The organism is Arthrobacter sp. NPDC058127 (assembly GCF_042884555.1).
Taxonomy (GTDB): domain Bacteria; phylum Actinomycetota; class Actinomycetes; order Actinomycetales; family Micrococcaceae; genus Arthrobacter.
The window spans coordinates 236,420-252,479 of the sequence record NZ_JBHVTT010000004.1; the positions used below are offsets into that span (position 1 = coordinate 236,420).

Annotated in this window: 9 protein-coding genes; 8 read left to right on the forward strand and 1 reads right to left on the reverse strand. The window is 62.9% G+C overall.

The genetic code is table 11. The annotated features are described in order from the left end of the window. The first annotated feature begins 11 nt into the window (after positions 1–11). The 6 genes from ACFVTG_RS08925 (at position 12) to ACFVTG_RS08950 (ending at position 11,324) form a co-directional block, all read left to right on the forward strand. The gene (locus ACFVTG_RS08925) at positions 12–2,795 is read left to right on the forward strand and encodes a LuxR C-terminal-related transcriptional regulator (protein WP_390279659.1); all 2,784 of its coding nucleotides are present in this window, start codon (positions 12–14) and stop codon (positions 2,793–2,795) included. Beyond that, complete coding sequence (locus ACFVTG_RS08930; protein ID WP_390279661.1) at positions 2,792–5,473, forward strand: LuxR C-terminal-related transcriptional regulator; 2,682 nt, start codon at positions 2,792–2,794, stop codon at positions 5,471–5,473. The genes ACFVTG_RS08925 and ACFVTG_RS08930 overlap by 4 nt, the downstream gene beginning before the upstream one ends. A 482-nt stretch (positions 5,474–5,955) precedes the next feature. Further along, positions 5,956–7,338, forward strand: a complete 1,383-nt coding sequence (locus ACFVTG_RS08935) for a nucleotide sugar dehydrogenase (RefSeq protein ID WP_284752524.1) — start codon at positions 5,956–5,958, stop codon at positions 7,336–7,338. Positions 7,339–7,369: 31 nt separating this feature from the next. Then, a complete protein-coding gene (locus ACFVTG_RS08940; protein ID WP_390279663.1) occupies positions 7,370–8,374 on the forward strand; it encodes a dTDP-glucose 4,6-dehydratase in 1,005 nt (334 codons plus the stop codon). A gap of 94 nt (positions 8,375–8,468) precedes the next feature. Next, the gene (locus ACFVTG_RS08945) at positions 8,469–10,424 is read left to right on the forward strand and encodes an S-layer homology domain-containing protein (protein WP_390279665.1); all 1,956 of its coding nucleotides are present in this window, start codon (positions 8,469–8,471) and stop codon (positions 10,422–10,424) included. Positions 10,425–10,703: 279 nt separating this feature from the next. Next, positions 10,704–11,324: a hypothetical protein gene (locus ACFVTG_RS08950; protein ID WP_390279667.1), complete on the forward strand. Its 621-nt coding sequence runs from the start codon at positions 10,704–10,706 to the stop codon at positions 11,322–11,324. 205 nt (positions 11,325–11,529) lie between these two features. Here the strand turns inward: ACFVTG_RS08950 and ACFVTG_RS08955 are convergent, their stop codons facing one another. Beyond that, complete coding sequence (locus ACFVTG_RS08955; protein WP_284752528.1) at positions 11,530–12,693, reverse strand: chitinase; 1,164 nt, start codon at positions 12,691–12,693, stop codon at positions 11,530–11,532. Between the two features lie 530 nt (positions 12,694–13,223). Between ACFVTG_RS08955 and ACFVTG_RS08960 the strand changes: the two genes are divergently transcribed. Both ACFVTG_RS08960 and ACFVTG_RS08965 read left to right on the forward strand, forming a co-directional pair. Further along, entirely contained in the window at positions 13,224–14,624 is a 1,401-nt protein-coding gene (locus ACFVTG_RS08960; protein ID WP_284752529.1) for a polysaccharide deacetylase family protein, read from the forward strand. Continuing rightward, a complete protein-coding gene (locus ACFVTG_RS08965; protein ID WP_390279669.1) occupies positions 14,621–16,000 on the forward strand; it encodes a glycosyltransferase family 2 protein in 1,380 nt (459 codons plus the stop codon). The genes ACFVTG_RS08960 and ACFVTG_RS08965 overlap by 4 nt, the downstream gene beginning before the upstream one ends. Positions 16,001–16,060 lie beyond the last annotated feature (60 nt).

A 16,060-nucleotide genomic window follows, 5' to 3' on the forward strand; every position in this document is an offset into this window, starting at 1 on the left:
GGGTCTCGCTCATGTTGACAGCAGGCAGTGCATCTACGGTCCATGCCGTTCGGTCCGGGGGATCCCGGTACCAGGCATTCGACGCATCCTCGGCTTCATCCGCACCTGACGGAACCGAGGGCAAGCCGGCGATTTCGACGGCCTGGCCGCCGATTGGACCTAGAGCCGCTGTTGAGGACATCGCCCTTGCGTTGGCAGCATCCAAAGGCGGGGTGCTCGTCACGGGTCCGTCGGGCAGCGGCAAGAGCTACTTGACTACTCGGGCGGTCAACGAACTACGCGGAAACTCATTCGTCGTCGTCATCCGCGGCAGCGCAGCATTGGCGAGATCACCGTACGGCGCCCTCAATATCCTTTTGAGCGATCTTGACCCCGGATACCTGGCCCATCCCGTCCTGGTGCTGTCGGCGCTCACCAACTTGCTCCGTGAACGCGCCGAGGGAAAGCCGGTGTACCTGGTCATTGAAAACGCGGCCGAGCTTGACGAGTTGGCGGCTATGACAGTGGCCCAACTCGCGAGGAACGGCACCGCACAGCTTGTCCTCACCTGCACGGACCCGCAGCGGCTCTGCGGCGAGATCACACGGCTTTGCGGCGATGGGTTCTTGCACCGGATTGACCTCAAACCACTGACTTTCCAGGAATCGTATGCCTGGCTCGAGGCCGGGCTGGGGGCACAAGTCTCTCCTTCCGGTGCCCATGCCCTGTGGACCGCCAGCGGGGGAAACCCGCACTACCTCAAGATGCTCGCGGCGGAGCTCGCCGAATCCGGTTCGCTTCTGAAAAGCGATGGTGTCTGGGTCCTGACATCCCGGAACGAACTGCACGGCAGGGCAATCACCGATCTCATCACCACGCGGCTTGGGCGGATGGGCGGCGGTGAGCGCAAAGTCCTGGAGATCCTTTCACTGGCCAGGGCGGTGCCCCTGGAATCCCTGCTGGCGCTCGCTTCGGCGGACGATGTGGATTCCCTTGAGAAAAGGAGCGTCCTCGTCGTCGACGATTCGCTGCCCAGGATGGCCCGCCTCCAAAGCCAGCTCGTGGGAGACGTGGTCCGGGCGAACGTTCCCCCCGGCCGTAGCAACGAACTACGGGGCCTGCTCCTTGAGTCGATGGATCCGGGCCTCGGCCAACGCTCCATGCTGCTGTCCATGGCCTCTTGGGCATTGGACTGCGGAGCCAAGCTGGGAAGGGAAGAAGCGCTTGAAGCTGCTGCAGTGGCGAATCGGCAACTTGATGCGCGGCTGGCCCTGCGCCTGGTCCGGTCCATTCCAGGCCACTCCACGGTGCCCGGGGCAGTAGCCGAGGAAGCCCGTGCGTTGATGACGCTGGGGGATGCCGCCGGGGCCCGGGACGTGCTGAGGCAACACCAGGACGGATCCGGCGATGAAGCCAGCCTTGCCGAATGGGTCCGGCTCAAGCTGGCCGAGGCCTCGGTCCTTCTGGCCCTTCCCGAAACCACGGCGCAAGCTTGCGAGACGCTGGCACACGTCCGCCGGCGGCTGGAAGACGAAACGATCACGGCGGGTGAAGGTCAGGACATCGCCACGCTTCGGGAGCAACTTGTCCTGGCCGAATCGCAGGCCGCCAGCTATTCGGGTTCCTACGCTGAGATGGCAGCAAGGCTGGAAGAGGTACTTCAAGATTTTGAATCGCACGGCACGGAGTTCCGCCTCCTCGCCGGAAGCTGGCTGTGCGAGGCATGGGCCCTGACGGGACGGCAATCCGAGGCGGCGGACATGGCAGAACAGCTGACGGCTGACTGCCATGACCCCGCTGTTTCGGTCGCCGCGGCCCGGCGCGCCACATCGCGGCTGCGGTTCGCCTTCGTGCTTGCCGGACGGTGGGACAAAGAGGCGGAAATGGTCCAGCCAGGCGATGAGCTCTTGGTCTCCGCGGCCGAGGTATTGCCCACGGCCATCGATCTTCCCAAAGCGATCTTCCGGTGCCTTCAGGGACGGGGCCAAGACGGCTTGGAGGCGCTCATTCCGGTGATTAGCCAGCTGCGGGTCCAGGACAATGAAGGCATGCTGGATGTCGCCTGCACGGCAGCGGCCTACGCCTCCGCCTTGCAAGGCGAGCACGAGCAGGCCCTGCGCTACCTGAAGGAAGCGTCCACCCAGCTGCGCCGGCCGACGTGGCGGAAGGAGCGGACGAAGAGGTATCTCGCGGCGTTGGCCCGGGATCGGATCAACGGCCCGGAGGCCGCCATCGAGGAGCTCCTCCGCTTGGCCGACGCCGACCGGGACGAGGGCGCCCCGGGTCACGAGATCTTTTGCCTCAGTTCGGCCGTCCGGCTTGGCGCGGTCGCAGCTGCTCCACGGCTGTTGGACTCGGCCCTCCGCTGCCAGGGACGATTCGCTGAACTGTGCGTTGCGTACGCACGGGCGACGATATCCGGTAGCGCCGAGCTTCTTCTCGAGGCAGCACGGTTGGCCGAAGACATGCAGAACGACAGGTTCGCCTTCGATATCGCCGAGACCGTGTTGCACCTGGACCAGGTTCAGCTGGACAAGACGGTCCTCAGGAAGGCGCGGCAACTCGCGGAGACGTGCAGGCAGCGCTTGCGCACACCGCAAAGCGGTAACCAAGAGGGACTGAAGTTGACTTCCCGCGAGTTGGAGATCGCCAAGTTGGCGGCGAACCGGGAGAGCAACAAAAGTATTGCCGCGAAGCTCCATGTTTCAGTACGCACGGTGGAGGGGCATCTCTACCAGATCTTCGGCAAGCTGAAAATCGTGGAACGCTCCGAGCTGAGCTTCGCCCTTGGCAACGTCGAAGGTGGTGCGAAATGACTGAGGTGGTTTCGACCGATGCGCTCGTCGGACGATTCAGCGTGATGGCAGCCGTTGTCGACTGCCTTCTCGATGTCAACGGCCCCGGGGTCCTGCTTTTCGGCGACGCGGGCATCGGCAAAACGGCACTGATTAACGAAGTGGTCCATGAATTGGGGCAACGTGTCCGCCCCTTCAGGGTCTTTGCCGGTCCCACCCTGGCCTCCGTGCCGTTTGCCGCCTTGGCGCCGCTGTTGACGGCTTTGACCCCAAGCCAGATCAATGAACCGTTGTCAGTCCTCAGGGCCGTGGTAGCGGCGTTGAACCCGGCAGGCCAGCCCCATCCAGCACCCGCCGTCCTGATCGTGGAGGACGCACACCACATCGATGACAGCAGCGTGGCTGTCCTGGCGCAGTTGGCGGCGGCGGAAGCCGCCAAAGTCGTATTCTTGTGCCGTCCGTATCCTGCGCCGCCAGCCGAGGTTTTCTCGATGTGGTCCGAGGGGCTCGTGGACCGATTCGACTTGCAGCCGCTCAACGAGCAGGAAGTCAACCAACTTTGCGCCCAGGCCTTGGAAGCGCCCGTCGTCCAGGGCACCAGCGCCGTCCTCTGCAAGTACTCCGGCGGAAACCCGATGTTCCTGCTGGAACTCATCGAGCACGCAAAGTCGCTGGGCCAGTTGGTCTGCCGCAACGACGCCTGGATGCTTTCGGGCGAGCTGCGGGGAACCAGCGTGCGCTTGATGGACCTCGTGCGGAACCAGATCCTGATGCTGGGAGCCGCGCAGCGTGAGACCCTCGAGACCGTGGCATTGGCGGAGCCTGTCCCGCTGAACGTCGTACAACAGGCCTGCGACTCCAGTGCCGTGGATGAACTGCAGGAACTCCATTTCATCGAGATCGCGTCCGACCCCGCCCGGCACGTCCGGCTGGCGCAGCCGCTGGTTGGTGAAGTGATCCGCCAGCTGGTCCCGACCGCCCACAGCATGACCATCCGGCGGCGCATCGTGGAGCTCATGGGGGCCAAGCCGCAGACCATGGACGGACTGCTGCGCTTCGTCTCCTGGGGTTTGGAATCAGGCACCGAGGTTCCGGACTCCGACATCCTGGAAGCAGCCCAGCTGGCCAACCGCTTGTTCATCCCCAGCTACGTGGAACGGGTAGCCGGCGCGATCAAGGATCCTTCGCTGAGGCTGGCAGCCCAGGTGGAGGTGGCGCGGGCCAAATGGTACCGGGGCGACATCAGGGGATCGGTGTCCTCGCTTGCCGGAGTGGTGGACAGGACAAATGATCCGCGGACGGTCCGGCAGGCATCGATGTTGGCGGCCCAGCTTGCCGGGCGTCAAGGCGTCGGGCCGAACGCCATCAAACAAGCAGCATACGAATGGGAGGCGGCCCTGGCCAGGCTCGCCGAATCCCGTCAGGGGATCGACCCTGGTGAACTGGAACGCGGGAAGCTGGGAAGCAGGCTCCTCTCGCTGGAAGGCCTCCAAGCCGAAGGCCACTACGTCGAGACAGAGCGTGAGCTTCGCCAGATCTGGAAGGAAACGGACGACGACGAGTCCCGCCTCGTGGCGGGCACCCTCCTCGCCGAGGCCCTGGCTGTCACAGGACGCCCGGTTTCCGCCATCCAGATCCTGATGGAAATACAGGAGATGGTTTCCACAAGCGGCGACTGGAGCCTCCAGTACGCAGGAATGGTGATGCGCCGCTACATTCTGGCCTTGCACCAGGCAGGTGAGTTCGGCGTTCTTGAAACGTTCCTCAAGAACCATGTTTCGCAGGCACCGAACTCCCTGATCTATTCAGGCGGGATGCTGCACCTGGCCGCAGGAATGGTGGACCTGCGCAGGGGAGACCTGGGGGTGGCGCTGCCCCGGCTTCGCCAGGCGGTCAGCATGCTGCGGGTCTCCGACATGGGAAGCGACCTGCCCGACGCCGTTGCTGCCGCCGCCTACGCGGCGTCGATCCTGAAACGCCGGGACACGGCCATGACGTACTCAGGCGAGTACGACGCATTGATCCGGGAAGGCGTGCATCCGTCGCTGCTTGCGCAAGGTCATGCGGCCGTAGCGCGAGCCGAACATACCGGATCGCAGACGGCGATTGCGAGACTCATGTCCCTCGCGGATTCCGCGGCCGCGGACGGAGCGATCGGCGCCGAGATCGACATCCTGATGTTGATCCTGAGGCTGGGAGACACGGGTGTGGCGCGTCGGCTGATAGCAGTAGCCGAGGGCAGCGAAGGCCGGACGGCTGAGTTTGCCCTGAGCGTCGGGCTTGCCCTTGCGCACAAGGACGCGGACCGCCTCATTGAGCTGAGTGAATCGGCCGCCAGGGACGGACTGGAGTTGGCCGCAGCTGATTGCGCCGGCCACGCCTTGCGGATCCTGGAAAGCAGGGGTGACAAGGCGCGCCAGCTGGAGGGACAGCGACTCCTCAAGCGCCGCACCGCTGCCCTCGACAAGGCCGGCCCGGCCCTTGAAGGCGGTTCCCCGGATCTCCAGAAGCTGACCCGCCGCGAACAGGAAATTGCAACGCTCGTGCAGTCGGGTTCGAGCAACAAGGACATCGCGCTTAGCCTGGGCTTGTCATTGCGCACCGTTGAAGGTCATCTGTACCGAATGTTTGCCAAGCTTGGCATCAGCCACCGGGAAGATTTGATGAACGGTGCCCACGGCACGCAGGGCCTGGGCTAGCCGCACGCGCGGCTTCCTTGCCCACTGCTTGGGGTGACCGTTTCCCCGAAGCCTCCTTCCGCCGTCGTCCGCTGCAATGAATGGCGCGAGGCCTTAAAGCGAGTACTAAATCGAGTGGTGAAAAGCGCCCGGACGGGTAGTCAATGGCCCCGGAAGGGGCCGCGCATCCAAAGACGGGTATAGCCCACTCGCGCCCGCCCTAGGGGTTCGTTAATACGCTTTTCCTGATGGCAACCGCCACTCATTTGGGGATAAGTGGGTCTCGAGATGAAACGCAGGAAGAATTCTTTGCTCCAGGAAAACCACCCGGTAATCCGGCGAGAAGTCAGCTCCAATGCGACCGGTCTCCCGCTTTCGGCGGGTACCCCCACAATCGAGCCGGCGGCGAGCGGTCATGTGCCCTCTGAGACCAGGGCACATCCCGTTTCGCCGCCGGCTTTCTTTCACACTGGAGACAACAGGCACCGGGAGGTCGACTGACCATGGCACCGAACACGAAGGTAAAGACCCTCAAGGCAGAGCCCAGCGGGAGCTCGCAGTCCTTGCACACGCAGGCCCCAGCTTGGCCGGAGGGCGCGGGAACACGGACAAGCACACAGGACCAGGCCTTTACTTTCGACGTGGCGATCGTGGGCATGGGCTATGTCGGCCTGCCCACGGCCCTGGCCATCAACGCCTCCGGCCGGCGCGTTCTGGGCCTCGACGTGTCCGATGCCCGCCTGGCCGTGATCCGCGAGCAACGGGCAGATCTCCTCGACTCGGACAAGGAGCGGCTCAGCAACGCACTCCTGGACCCGACCTTCATGCTGAGCAGCGATTTGTCGTTGCTTGCCCGCGCGGCTGCGGTGGTTGTGTGCGTTCCTACTCCCGTAGACGAGTACTTGGTCCCGGACCTTGGCATTCTCCGGGCGGCGTGTGCCTCGGTGGTCGATTTCGCCACCACTGGCCAGTTGCTGATGCTGACCTCTACAACGTACGTCGGATCCACCCGCGACCTTCTGGCTTTGCCCCTGGCTGCCAAGGGACTTATTCCGGGCCGCGATGTGTTCGTGGCCTTTTCACCCGAGCGCATCAACCCTGGCGTGGATTCGTTCTCCCACGAAGACGTTCCCCGGGTAGTCGGCGGCGTGACCCCGGCCTGCGGCGAAGTTGCCGAACGGCTTCTGAGCGCCAGCACCAAGCTGGTCCACGTTGTACCGTCGGCGGATGTCGCCGAAATGACGAAGCTGGTGGAGAACACCTTCCGGGCCGTCAATATCGCCTTGGCGAACGAATTCGCCGATATCTGCCACGAACTCAACATGGAGGTCATGGACGTTATCGATGCGGCTTCCACCAAGCCGTATGGATTCATGGCGTTCACTCCCGGCCCTGGGGTCGGCGGACACTGCATACCGTGCGACCCCCACTACTTGCTGTGGCAATTGCGCAAGGCCCGCTTGACGGCTCCGGTGATCGAGCAAGCGATGGCCGGGATTGCAGGCAGGCCGCACCAAGTGGTGGAGAAGGCCCGGCGCATCCTGTCGGACCGCAACCACGGTGTTGCCGGTGCCCGCGTCATGGTGCTCGGAGTCGCGTACAAGCCCGATGTCGAAGATCTCCGGGAATCCCCGGCACTGGAGATCATCTCCGCCTTGATCGCCGACGGAGCGGAAGTTGCATTCTCCGATCCTTGGTGCCGGACGGCTCCGGATGGCCACGGCGGGACGCTCGAATCCGAGCAATCGCCTGCTGACTGGGGCGCGGATCTGGTGATCCTGCACACGAGGCACAGCCGGATGGAACTTGACTGGCTGGCCGGGGCATCAGCAGTCCTGGACACGACGTACCGCTTGCCCAAAGCCGACAACGTAACCCGGCTCTAGATCCACCAGGTTTTCGACGGAAGCAGGAGTAATGAAAACAGCAATCACCGGCGGTGCCGGTTTCATAGGAAGCCACCTTGTTGAGCACTTGTTGGCAGCCGGGGACGAAGTCGCCGTGCTGGACAACTTGTCGACCGGACGCTTGGAGAATCTCAAGGGCGTCATCGGCCACAGGAACTTCCATTTCGTCGAGGGCACCATTCTCGACCGGGATGCGGTGGACAGGGTCGTCGCGGGTGCCGACAGGGTCTTCCATCTGGCCGCCGCTGTTGGGGTGAACTTGATTGTCGACCACCCGTTGGAGAGCCTCCGCACGAATATCCATGGCACTGAAGTGGTCCTGGACGCGGTCCTGGAATCAGGTGCCTCGCTCGTGCTGGCGTCCACAAGCGAGATCTACGGCAAGAACACCTCGGACAGCCTCTCGGAGGAAGCGGACCGCATCCTGGGATCCGCGCTCAAATCCCGGTGGACCTACGCTGCGGCCAAGGGCATTGACGAGGCATTTGCCCATGCATACTGGCGCCAATTCGGGTTGCCGGTTGCCATCGTGCGGCTCTTCAACACAGTAGGCCCGCGGCAGACGGGCCGCTATGGAATGGTTGTTCCGCGACTTGTGCGGCAGGCGCTCCTCGGTGAGCCCCTGACGGTATACGGAGACGGCCACCAGACGAGGTGCTTCTCCTACGTGGGCGATATCGTTCCCGCCATCGTCCGCATTTCCGAGGAGCCGCTTGCCTACGGAAATGCCTACAACCTCGGCGGCAGTTACGAGATTTCAATCCTGACGTTGGCCGAAAGGATCGTTGAACTCCTTGGGAGCGGCAGCGCCATCACCTTGGTGCCCTATGAGCAGGCGTACTCGGAAGGCTACGAGGACATGCGCCGGCGGGTTCCGGACAACAGCAAGTCTTTCGGGCTTGTTGGCTTCGAGCCGAAGACCACCTTGGATGAAATCATCCTCAACGTCGCGGCCGACTACAAGCCGGCAAAAGTCCTGGATCCCGCACGTTGGAAGATCACCCTCGCGTCTTGATGCGGGCCCGAACAAGCCGTGCCGACTGAAGCGGCGTCGTTCGACTGAAGTCGTTCAAGTGAAGAAGTACCGTGAAGAGAAAGGCTGAGTGCAAATGAAACGAATCTGGGGGGCGTCTTTGTCTCAACCTCGCCACAGGGCCGAACGCTTGAGCCCCAAGGGAAAGTCGCGTTGGCTCGCAGGCGTCCTGAGCGTCCTGATGTCAACGTCTGTCTTTGGGATAGCGGTACCGGCCGCCCACGCGGCGCCGAACACCATCATTACCCTGACTTTCGACGACGCCAACGCAGATCAGATTCCCGCTGCGGCTATCCTCAAAAGCAACGGGCTCAAGGGCACGTTCTTTACGCCGTCGGGCTTCCTCAACGCTCCGGGCTACATGACAACCCAGGAAGCACTGGCGTTGCAGGCGGACGGAAACGAGATCGGCGGCCACACAGTCACCCACCCGGACCTGGCCCAAATGGGTGCGGACGAGGTCACACGCCAGATCTGCAATGACAGGGTCAATCTCACCAACATGGGATTCACCAACGTCACCAACTTCGCGTACCCCTTCGCTTCCCTGACCCCGGCAGTGGAAACCACCGTCGCCGCCTGCGGATACAACAGCGCCCGCGGGCTCGGTGACCTGGAAAGCAAGGTGCCCGGAAGTGCAGGGCTGGGATTCGCTGAGACCCTTCCTCCCGCCGATCCTTATGACACAAAGGCTCCGGACGAAGTGGACAACACCTGGACCTTGACCGACCTGCAGAACCTGGTCACCAAGGCCGAGCCCGGCGGCGGCTGGGTGCAGGTGACGTTCCACCACATCGGCACCGGTATCGATCCGACGTCAGGAATCGCGGATCCCCTGACGGTTTCCACCGCGCTCTTCACCCAGTATGTACAGTGGCTCGCCGCGGAGAAGGCCGCCGGGCGGATCGCCGTCCAGACGGTCCAGGAGACGCTTGGCGGAGCCGTCAAACCCGTTGTCGCCGGGCCGACCGCACCGCCTCCCGTCACCGCGGGGAACCTCGTCAAGAATGCGAGCATGGAAACCGCTGGGCCGGTAGCTTCGGGACTGCCGCAGTGCTGGGCCCAGGGCAACTACGGCAGCCACACTTCGGCCTTCACCACGGTAACCCCCGGGCATGGAGGCACCACCGGGACCCATGCCGAGCAGCTCGTGATGTCGGCCTATGTCAGCGGGGACGCCAAGCTAGTGCCAACCCTCGACCTGGGCGAGTGCGCGCCAAGTGCGACTCCCGGCCACACCTATGAGATGAAAGCCTGGTACACCTCGACGACGACGACCCAATTCGAACTGTATTACCGCACGGGGCTGGGAACGTGGACGTATTGGACCGCTAGCCCGTATTTCCCGGCGTCGACCGCATGGGCCCACGCTGCGTGGACCTCGCCCGCGCTTCCAGTGGGTGCTTCGGCCGTCAGCATGGGCTTGAACCTGCTCGGCAACGGCACCTTGATCACGGACGACTTTGAACTCTATGACAGTGCAGGTATAAAGCACTTCATAGACGTCACTCCTACCACGGCGTTCTATGAGGAAATCAGTTGGCTGTCGAACAACTTGATTTCGCAAGGTTGGCCTGACAACACCTACCGTCCCCTCACGTCAATCACCCGCGAAGCCATGGCAGCGTTCCTCTACCGTTTCTCCGGAAGCCCTGTAGTGCCGGCGAACGCGCCCACGTTCTCCGATGTGCCAGCCGGCGCTCCGTTCTACAACGAGATCCGTTGGCTGGCATCCACAGGCATCACCACGGGGTACCCGGACGGAACCTACCACCCAGGTGAGGCCGTCAGCCGGGCCGCAATGGCCGCGTTCCTCTATCGTCTCAAGGGCCGTCCCTCTGTGCCGGCGAACGCACCAACCTTCTCCGATGTGCCGGCCGGCGCTCCGTTCTACAACGAGATCCGTTGGCTGGCATCCACAGGCATCACTACCGGCTTCCCTGACGGCACGTACAGGCCAACCACCGCAATCAACCGTGACGCCATGGCTGCCTTCTTGTACCGCTACAACATTGATTTCCCGAAGGGTTGACCGCGGCTCGTCCTGAGGGACAGTGGGTGGGATTTCCCAGCAAATTTCCGGTGTTCTCCCGCCCAAGGCCACGTACACTGCGAAAAGCACGTAAGACAGGTCCCAAGGGAGCGAATGGTGAATCCGGCGAAATCGACGGTGAAGCGTTGGAACCGCCCGGCCGTCTGCACTGCATTTTGCGTGGCCCTGCTGACGGCGGCCTGCACCGGACCAGGGCCGGCGCCGAGCCCGACCCAATCAGCCACGACGGCCGGGCGCTATCCCTGGCACACCGGGATAGTGTCCACGACCTTTTGGGTTGGCGAGATCTTTGATCCCAAGGCCGCAGATGGCAGCCAAGTAATGTCCACTTACGACTCCCAATGGATGCAGAGCTACGGAGGCTGCGACGGCGTCGTGAAGAACGGCTGCCAGACCGAGGCGAGAGCCCAGGCAAAAGGATACGCGCCGACCAGCATGACTCCGAAGGAGAACCCGTTCTACCTCGATCTTCCTTTCGATGACATCAACGATCCCGTCGCCTTTGCTGAACGGGCCAGCGTCATCCCATGGGCGAATGATCCCGGGTTCGCTGGCAATGCCCAGAACCGTTCCTTCAGCTACATGAAGAATCAATGGGTCAGGATCCGGATGGGCAACCGCGAATGCTACGGACAGATCGAAGATGCCGGTCCGGGCCAGTATCACGACAAGGACTACGTCTTCGGTTCGAATGATGCCCGTCCAGCCAACAAGAACTTCAACGGGGCCGGCATGGATGTGTCGCCTGCGCTCAACGGGTGCCTTGGTTTCTCCGAGCTCGATGGCGAGTCGGACAAAGTCGACTGGCAGTTCGTGCCACGGGACCAGGTTCCGGCTGGCCCCTGGCTGAACATCGTCACGGTCAGCCAAGTGAAGTAGCCACGGCGGCCGGGGCCGTCCCAGGAACCCGGTACAAGCAGCCCCTCGAAAACTGGAGGTATCCATGCAGTGGCTTAAGAAATTGTTCCGGCACGGCAACGGCCGGCACCTCGCCCGACCGGCCGACGGCAAGAACCAGAACAGGGCGTAACGTACTGGCCCGGCATGATCCTCTCTTGATCGGCGGGATCGTTGATCGGCGGGATCAAGGCAGTTTGGCGTGGAATCCTGCACTCAACAAATCGGAGAAGCGCTGGGTTCCTTGATCGATGCCGCTGCACACGTGGCTGGCCGGATCCTCTGGAGTGTCCTGCGGGCACGACATATCCCGGTTCAGGGACCACATGGATACTCGTTGAACCCCCTTGCTGATGGCGAAGGAGTTCAATCCGCGGGCCGCATCAAGGTCGAACACTTCGCCCGGGAGATCGTTCCGGCCGATCATGGGGGTCAATCCCATCTTTCCCCAGATCTGTTCGCTGTTAAGGGCAATCCCCGCACGCTGATAGATGATGCTGAGCTGGTCGTTGGTGGACTGGGCCGCCGAGGTTCCGGCATCGAGCATGCTCTGCGATTGACTCCGGCTTGAACCGTAGTTCATGGTCATGATGTTGACCCCGGACAGCTGGACTCCGGCGGCGAGCATCTGGTCAACGGCTGAGGTTCCGGCGTCGGTCAGCCCTTGCGGGGTGACCGGGAGGGTCAGCCAAATTGAAAGGGCGTGCCCTTCCTTGACACGCTCCTTCTGGAGGGCAGCGACGGCTGCGGCGCGGCGCTGCCAGGCTGCGCTGTCCGCAAGGTTGTCGCCCTCGATGTCAAAGTCGATGGTTGCGGGGTTGTAGCGTTCGAGGACGGCCCGGTAGGCCCTTTCCAGATCTGTTGCGTTCTGGCAGGAGTTGGCGAGCTCACTGTTCACTGAGCCGCCGAAGGACACAGCGAAGGCGCCGCCGTTCGACCGGAGCTTGGCGATACGTTCTTCGAGCTTGAGTGAGGTCTTCGCGGCATCGAGGCTGTATGTGCTACCCCAACTCGGTGTGCAGGCCTGTCCAGCCATTGCCACCACAAACGCCAGAGTGACATTCTTGGTGCCCTCGCCCACGGGTGTCTCGAAAGCGTATTGAGGGACCACAGTGACGTCGACATAGCCGGAAAACCACGGGGGCTCGAGGGAACCGTTTGCGTCCGTAGTAAACCGCCACACGAGGATGCCTCCCATCCCCACCACCACAAGGACTGCGGCAATGCAGGCCCGGGCGAAACCTGACAGCCGGCGGCGAGGTCCATTGGCTTGGGGCGACAAGCGACGGACGTCCCGCGCGCCGCCCGCCCCAGCCGAAACGGACGTGCCGCTTCCCTGTTTCCTGGACACGCTCTCCGCCATCCTTAAACTCCGACTGCCCTGATTGCACCATTTGACCATGAACAGACCGGATTCGCCCCTGCCCGCGCCCCCGGGTTTGATCCCCGTGGTTCCGGCGCGTAGCGCACGAGTAGTGGTGCTGTCCGGACGCCAAGGTTGAGTGTAAAGACGGGTAGAGCCTACTCGTGTCCGTTGCCTCCCTAATTCATACGCTGATGGTGTCAGTTGGTTGAGGGCAACGGGGGAGAGACAGGTCTCACAATGGAAACGGACTCTCTGGTCCGAACGGCATCAGGACGCGGCGGATTCATCCGAGAAGGCGTTTGCCTCGAGTCCGAGCCTGTTCTTTGGGGATACAGCACAGTCCCTCCTATGGACCCAGCGCCAATTGACGGTGCTGCCGGACGGCAGCGCGCCCTCGCAGAGAGGGTCCCTGAGCGGGGGCCGGTGGTGAATAAGCCTTTGAGACCGAGGCTTCCCCCAGTCGCCACCGGCCCCTTCAGGAATCCCGGCAACTCGGGTTGGCAATGAGTCCCCGGGTGAAGGGCATCGCATCCGGCCCGGTCCGCACTTCGAGGAAGCGGGCAGGTCTATGGGCTGCCTCGTGGGTGTCGGTGTTGCTCTTGTTGACGGGCGCAACATCGCTGATCAACGGAAGCCAAGCTCCCGTCGGTGGGTCCGCGAACAATACCCCCACACCTTCTATCGCCCCGCTCTCTTCTGTCAGCTTGACGTTCGATGCGGGCCGGGCGAGCCAGATGGAGGCGGCCCGGATCCTGAAGGACCACGGACTCCGGGGCACCTTTTTCATCGACTCGGGCTTTGTTGGCGCACCTGACTACATGACAACGGACAATCTCCATAGCCTGGCCGCGGACCAGAATGAAATCGGTGGCCACACAGTCACCCTTGCCGATGTGACCTCCGTAGAACCCGATGAAGCGTCGAGACAGATTTGCAACGATCGGGTGAACCTCACGGACTGGGGCTTTAAGGTCACTTCCTTTGCCTATCCGTTTGCGGCTTCAACGCCGAAATCGGAGGAACTGGTCGCCGGATGCGGCTACAACAGCGCGCGCGGCCTCGGCGAGATCAGCACTCCTGTTGACTGCGTCGGCTGCGCGGCAGCAGAAACTGTCCGCCCCGCCGACTTGTTCCGGACGCGGGCGACCTCGGAGGTCGGCAGCAAATGGACGTTGGCCGACCTTGAGGCGACCGTAGCGCAAGCCGAAAAGGCCGGCGGCTGGTTACAACTGACCTTCTACGACATCGACAACAGCGGCAGTCCCCGCTCCATCAGCCCCGCGTTGTTCGAACAGTTCGCCACCTGGCTGGCGGCCAAGACCCAACCAGGGACGATGGCCGTGCGCACCGTACACGACGTGATCGGCGGCGTGGCGAAACCCGTGGTGAACGGTCCCGTGGCCGCTCCGGCAGCACCGGGACAGAACGCCATTCGGAATCCGGGGCTCGAAACTGCTGGAAAGTACGGCTTGCCGCAATGCTGGCAGGTGTCGTCCTACGGCAAGAACGCCGTCGTTCTGAGCACTTTGACTCCAGGTCGCACCGGTGCGGTGGCCCGTCGCCTGGACGTGACCGAATACGCCTCCGGTGACGCCAAATTGCTTCCCGTCCTCGATCTCGGAGCATGCGCTCCGAGCGTGAGTGCGGGCCACAGCTATTCGCTCAGGGCGTGGTACCAGTCCAACGCGAAGACCCAATTTGAAGTCTATTACCGCAACAAGCTGGGCACGTGGACCTATTGGACAGCCAGTCCGTGGTTCACGGCCAACACCAGTTACGAGCAGGCGATCTGGGAAACGCCGCCCGTTCCGGCAGGAGCCGAGGCCATCAGCTTTGGAATGAACCTCTTCAGTGATGGCCAGCTTGCTACCGACGATTACGAAATGTACGACACTGTGGGAGCACCGTCGCCGTGATAGTTCTTTCGATCTTTTTGGTTCTGGGAGTCAGCACGATCTTTTGGTCTCTTGCCGGGCTGGTCCGTCTCGCGGGTGAGGAGTCGTGGCGGGCCCGGGAATTGTCCTTCCGGATCCGCGGGTGGATCGCCTTGCTGCGCGGCGTCAACGCGCCGATCCCTCGACGTCAACGCGCCCGCCATCGCGCAAAGGGAGTGCGGATCTCCCCGGCGAATGTCGCGGTCCTCATGGCCGCCCACAACGAGGCTTTGGTCATCAGCGAGACAATCCTTGCCGCGTCCGCTTTAGTCCCTCGACGCAACATCCACGTCGTTTCGGACATGTCCACCGATGACACTGCGGCCATTGCGCGGGCCGCCGGGGTGAAGGTCCTTGACCTGGAACCGAACCGTGGCAAGGCAGGTGCACTCGCGGCGGGCATCGCCCATTTCGATCTGTGCAGGCGGTTCAAGGTGGTCATGCTCCTGGACGCAGACACCCGCCCGATGCCGGATTATCTCGAAACGGGGCTCCCGCTCTTTGATGACCCCGCGGTGGTCGCCGTCGCGGGACGGGCCAAGTCAATCATGAGCCCGGCACCTCCGACGGCGATGGGCCGCTTCCTTGTGGCCTACCGGGAGCGTTTGTACATCGCGGTCCAACTCCTGCTCAAGTACGGCCAGGCAGCCCAGGGCGCCAACGTCGTCTCCATCGTGCCTGGATTTGCCAGCATGTACAGAACCAGCGCGCTCGCGAAAATAGAGGTCTTGGCGCCCGGACTGGTGATCGAAGACTTCAACATGACGTTTGAAATCCATGCAAAAAAGCTGGGACGGATCGCATTCCATCCCTCGGCCGCTGTTGCGTACACCCAGGATCCGGACAATCTGAAGGACTACATCAAGCAGGTGCGGCGGTGGATACTCGGTTTCTGGCAGACCGTCAGGCGGCACGGCCTGCAGTTCAGCCGATTCTGGTTTGTCCTGGGGTTGTACATTGTTGAACTCGTAGCCAGCTGCCTCTTCTTCGTGCTCCTGGTGCCGGCTTTCCTGCTTTCGTCCCTCGCTGCTGTCGAGGTGTGGATTTTTGGCAATCGATCGGACGTTTTTGTCTTTCTGTCGGGTGTCCTGCGGCCCCAGGACGTCCTCATTGGGGTCTTCCTGCCGGACCTTTTCCTGACAGTCCTTGCCGCAGTTTCGATGCGCAACCCGCGTTTTCTGTTGATGGCGCCCCTGTTTCCGCTGATGCGGATCCTGGACGCAGTCATCTGCCTCCAGGTCCTGCCCAGGGCGTACTCGTCGAGTTCGTCGGGAGTGTGGGTCAGCCCGGTCCGGAGGATCCAGCGCCAACCCCAGGAAGTCTCGACGCCGGGGCCTTCCGTCGTGCGGACGGGCTAGCGCACAATCTGGCGAAGTGAGCGGACACGCGGACGCCCACGCTACACAGCCATCGCGGCT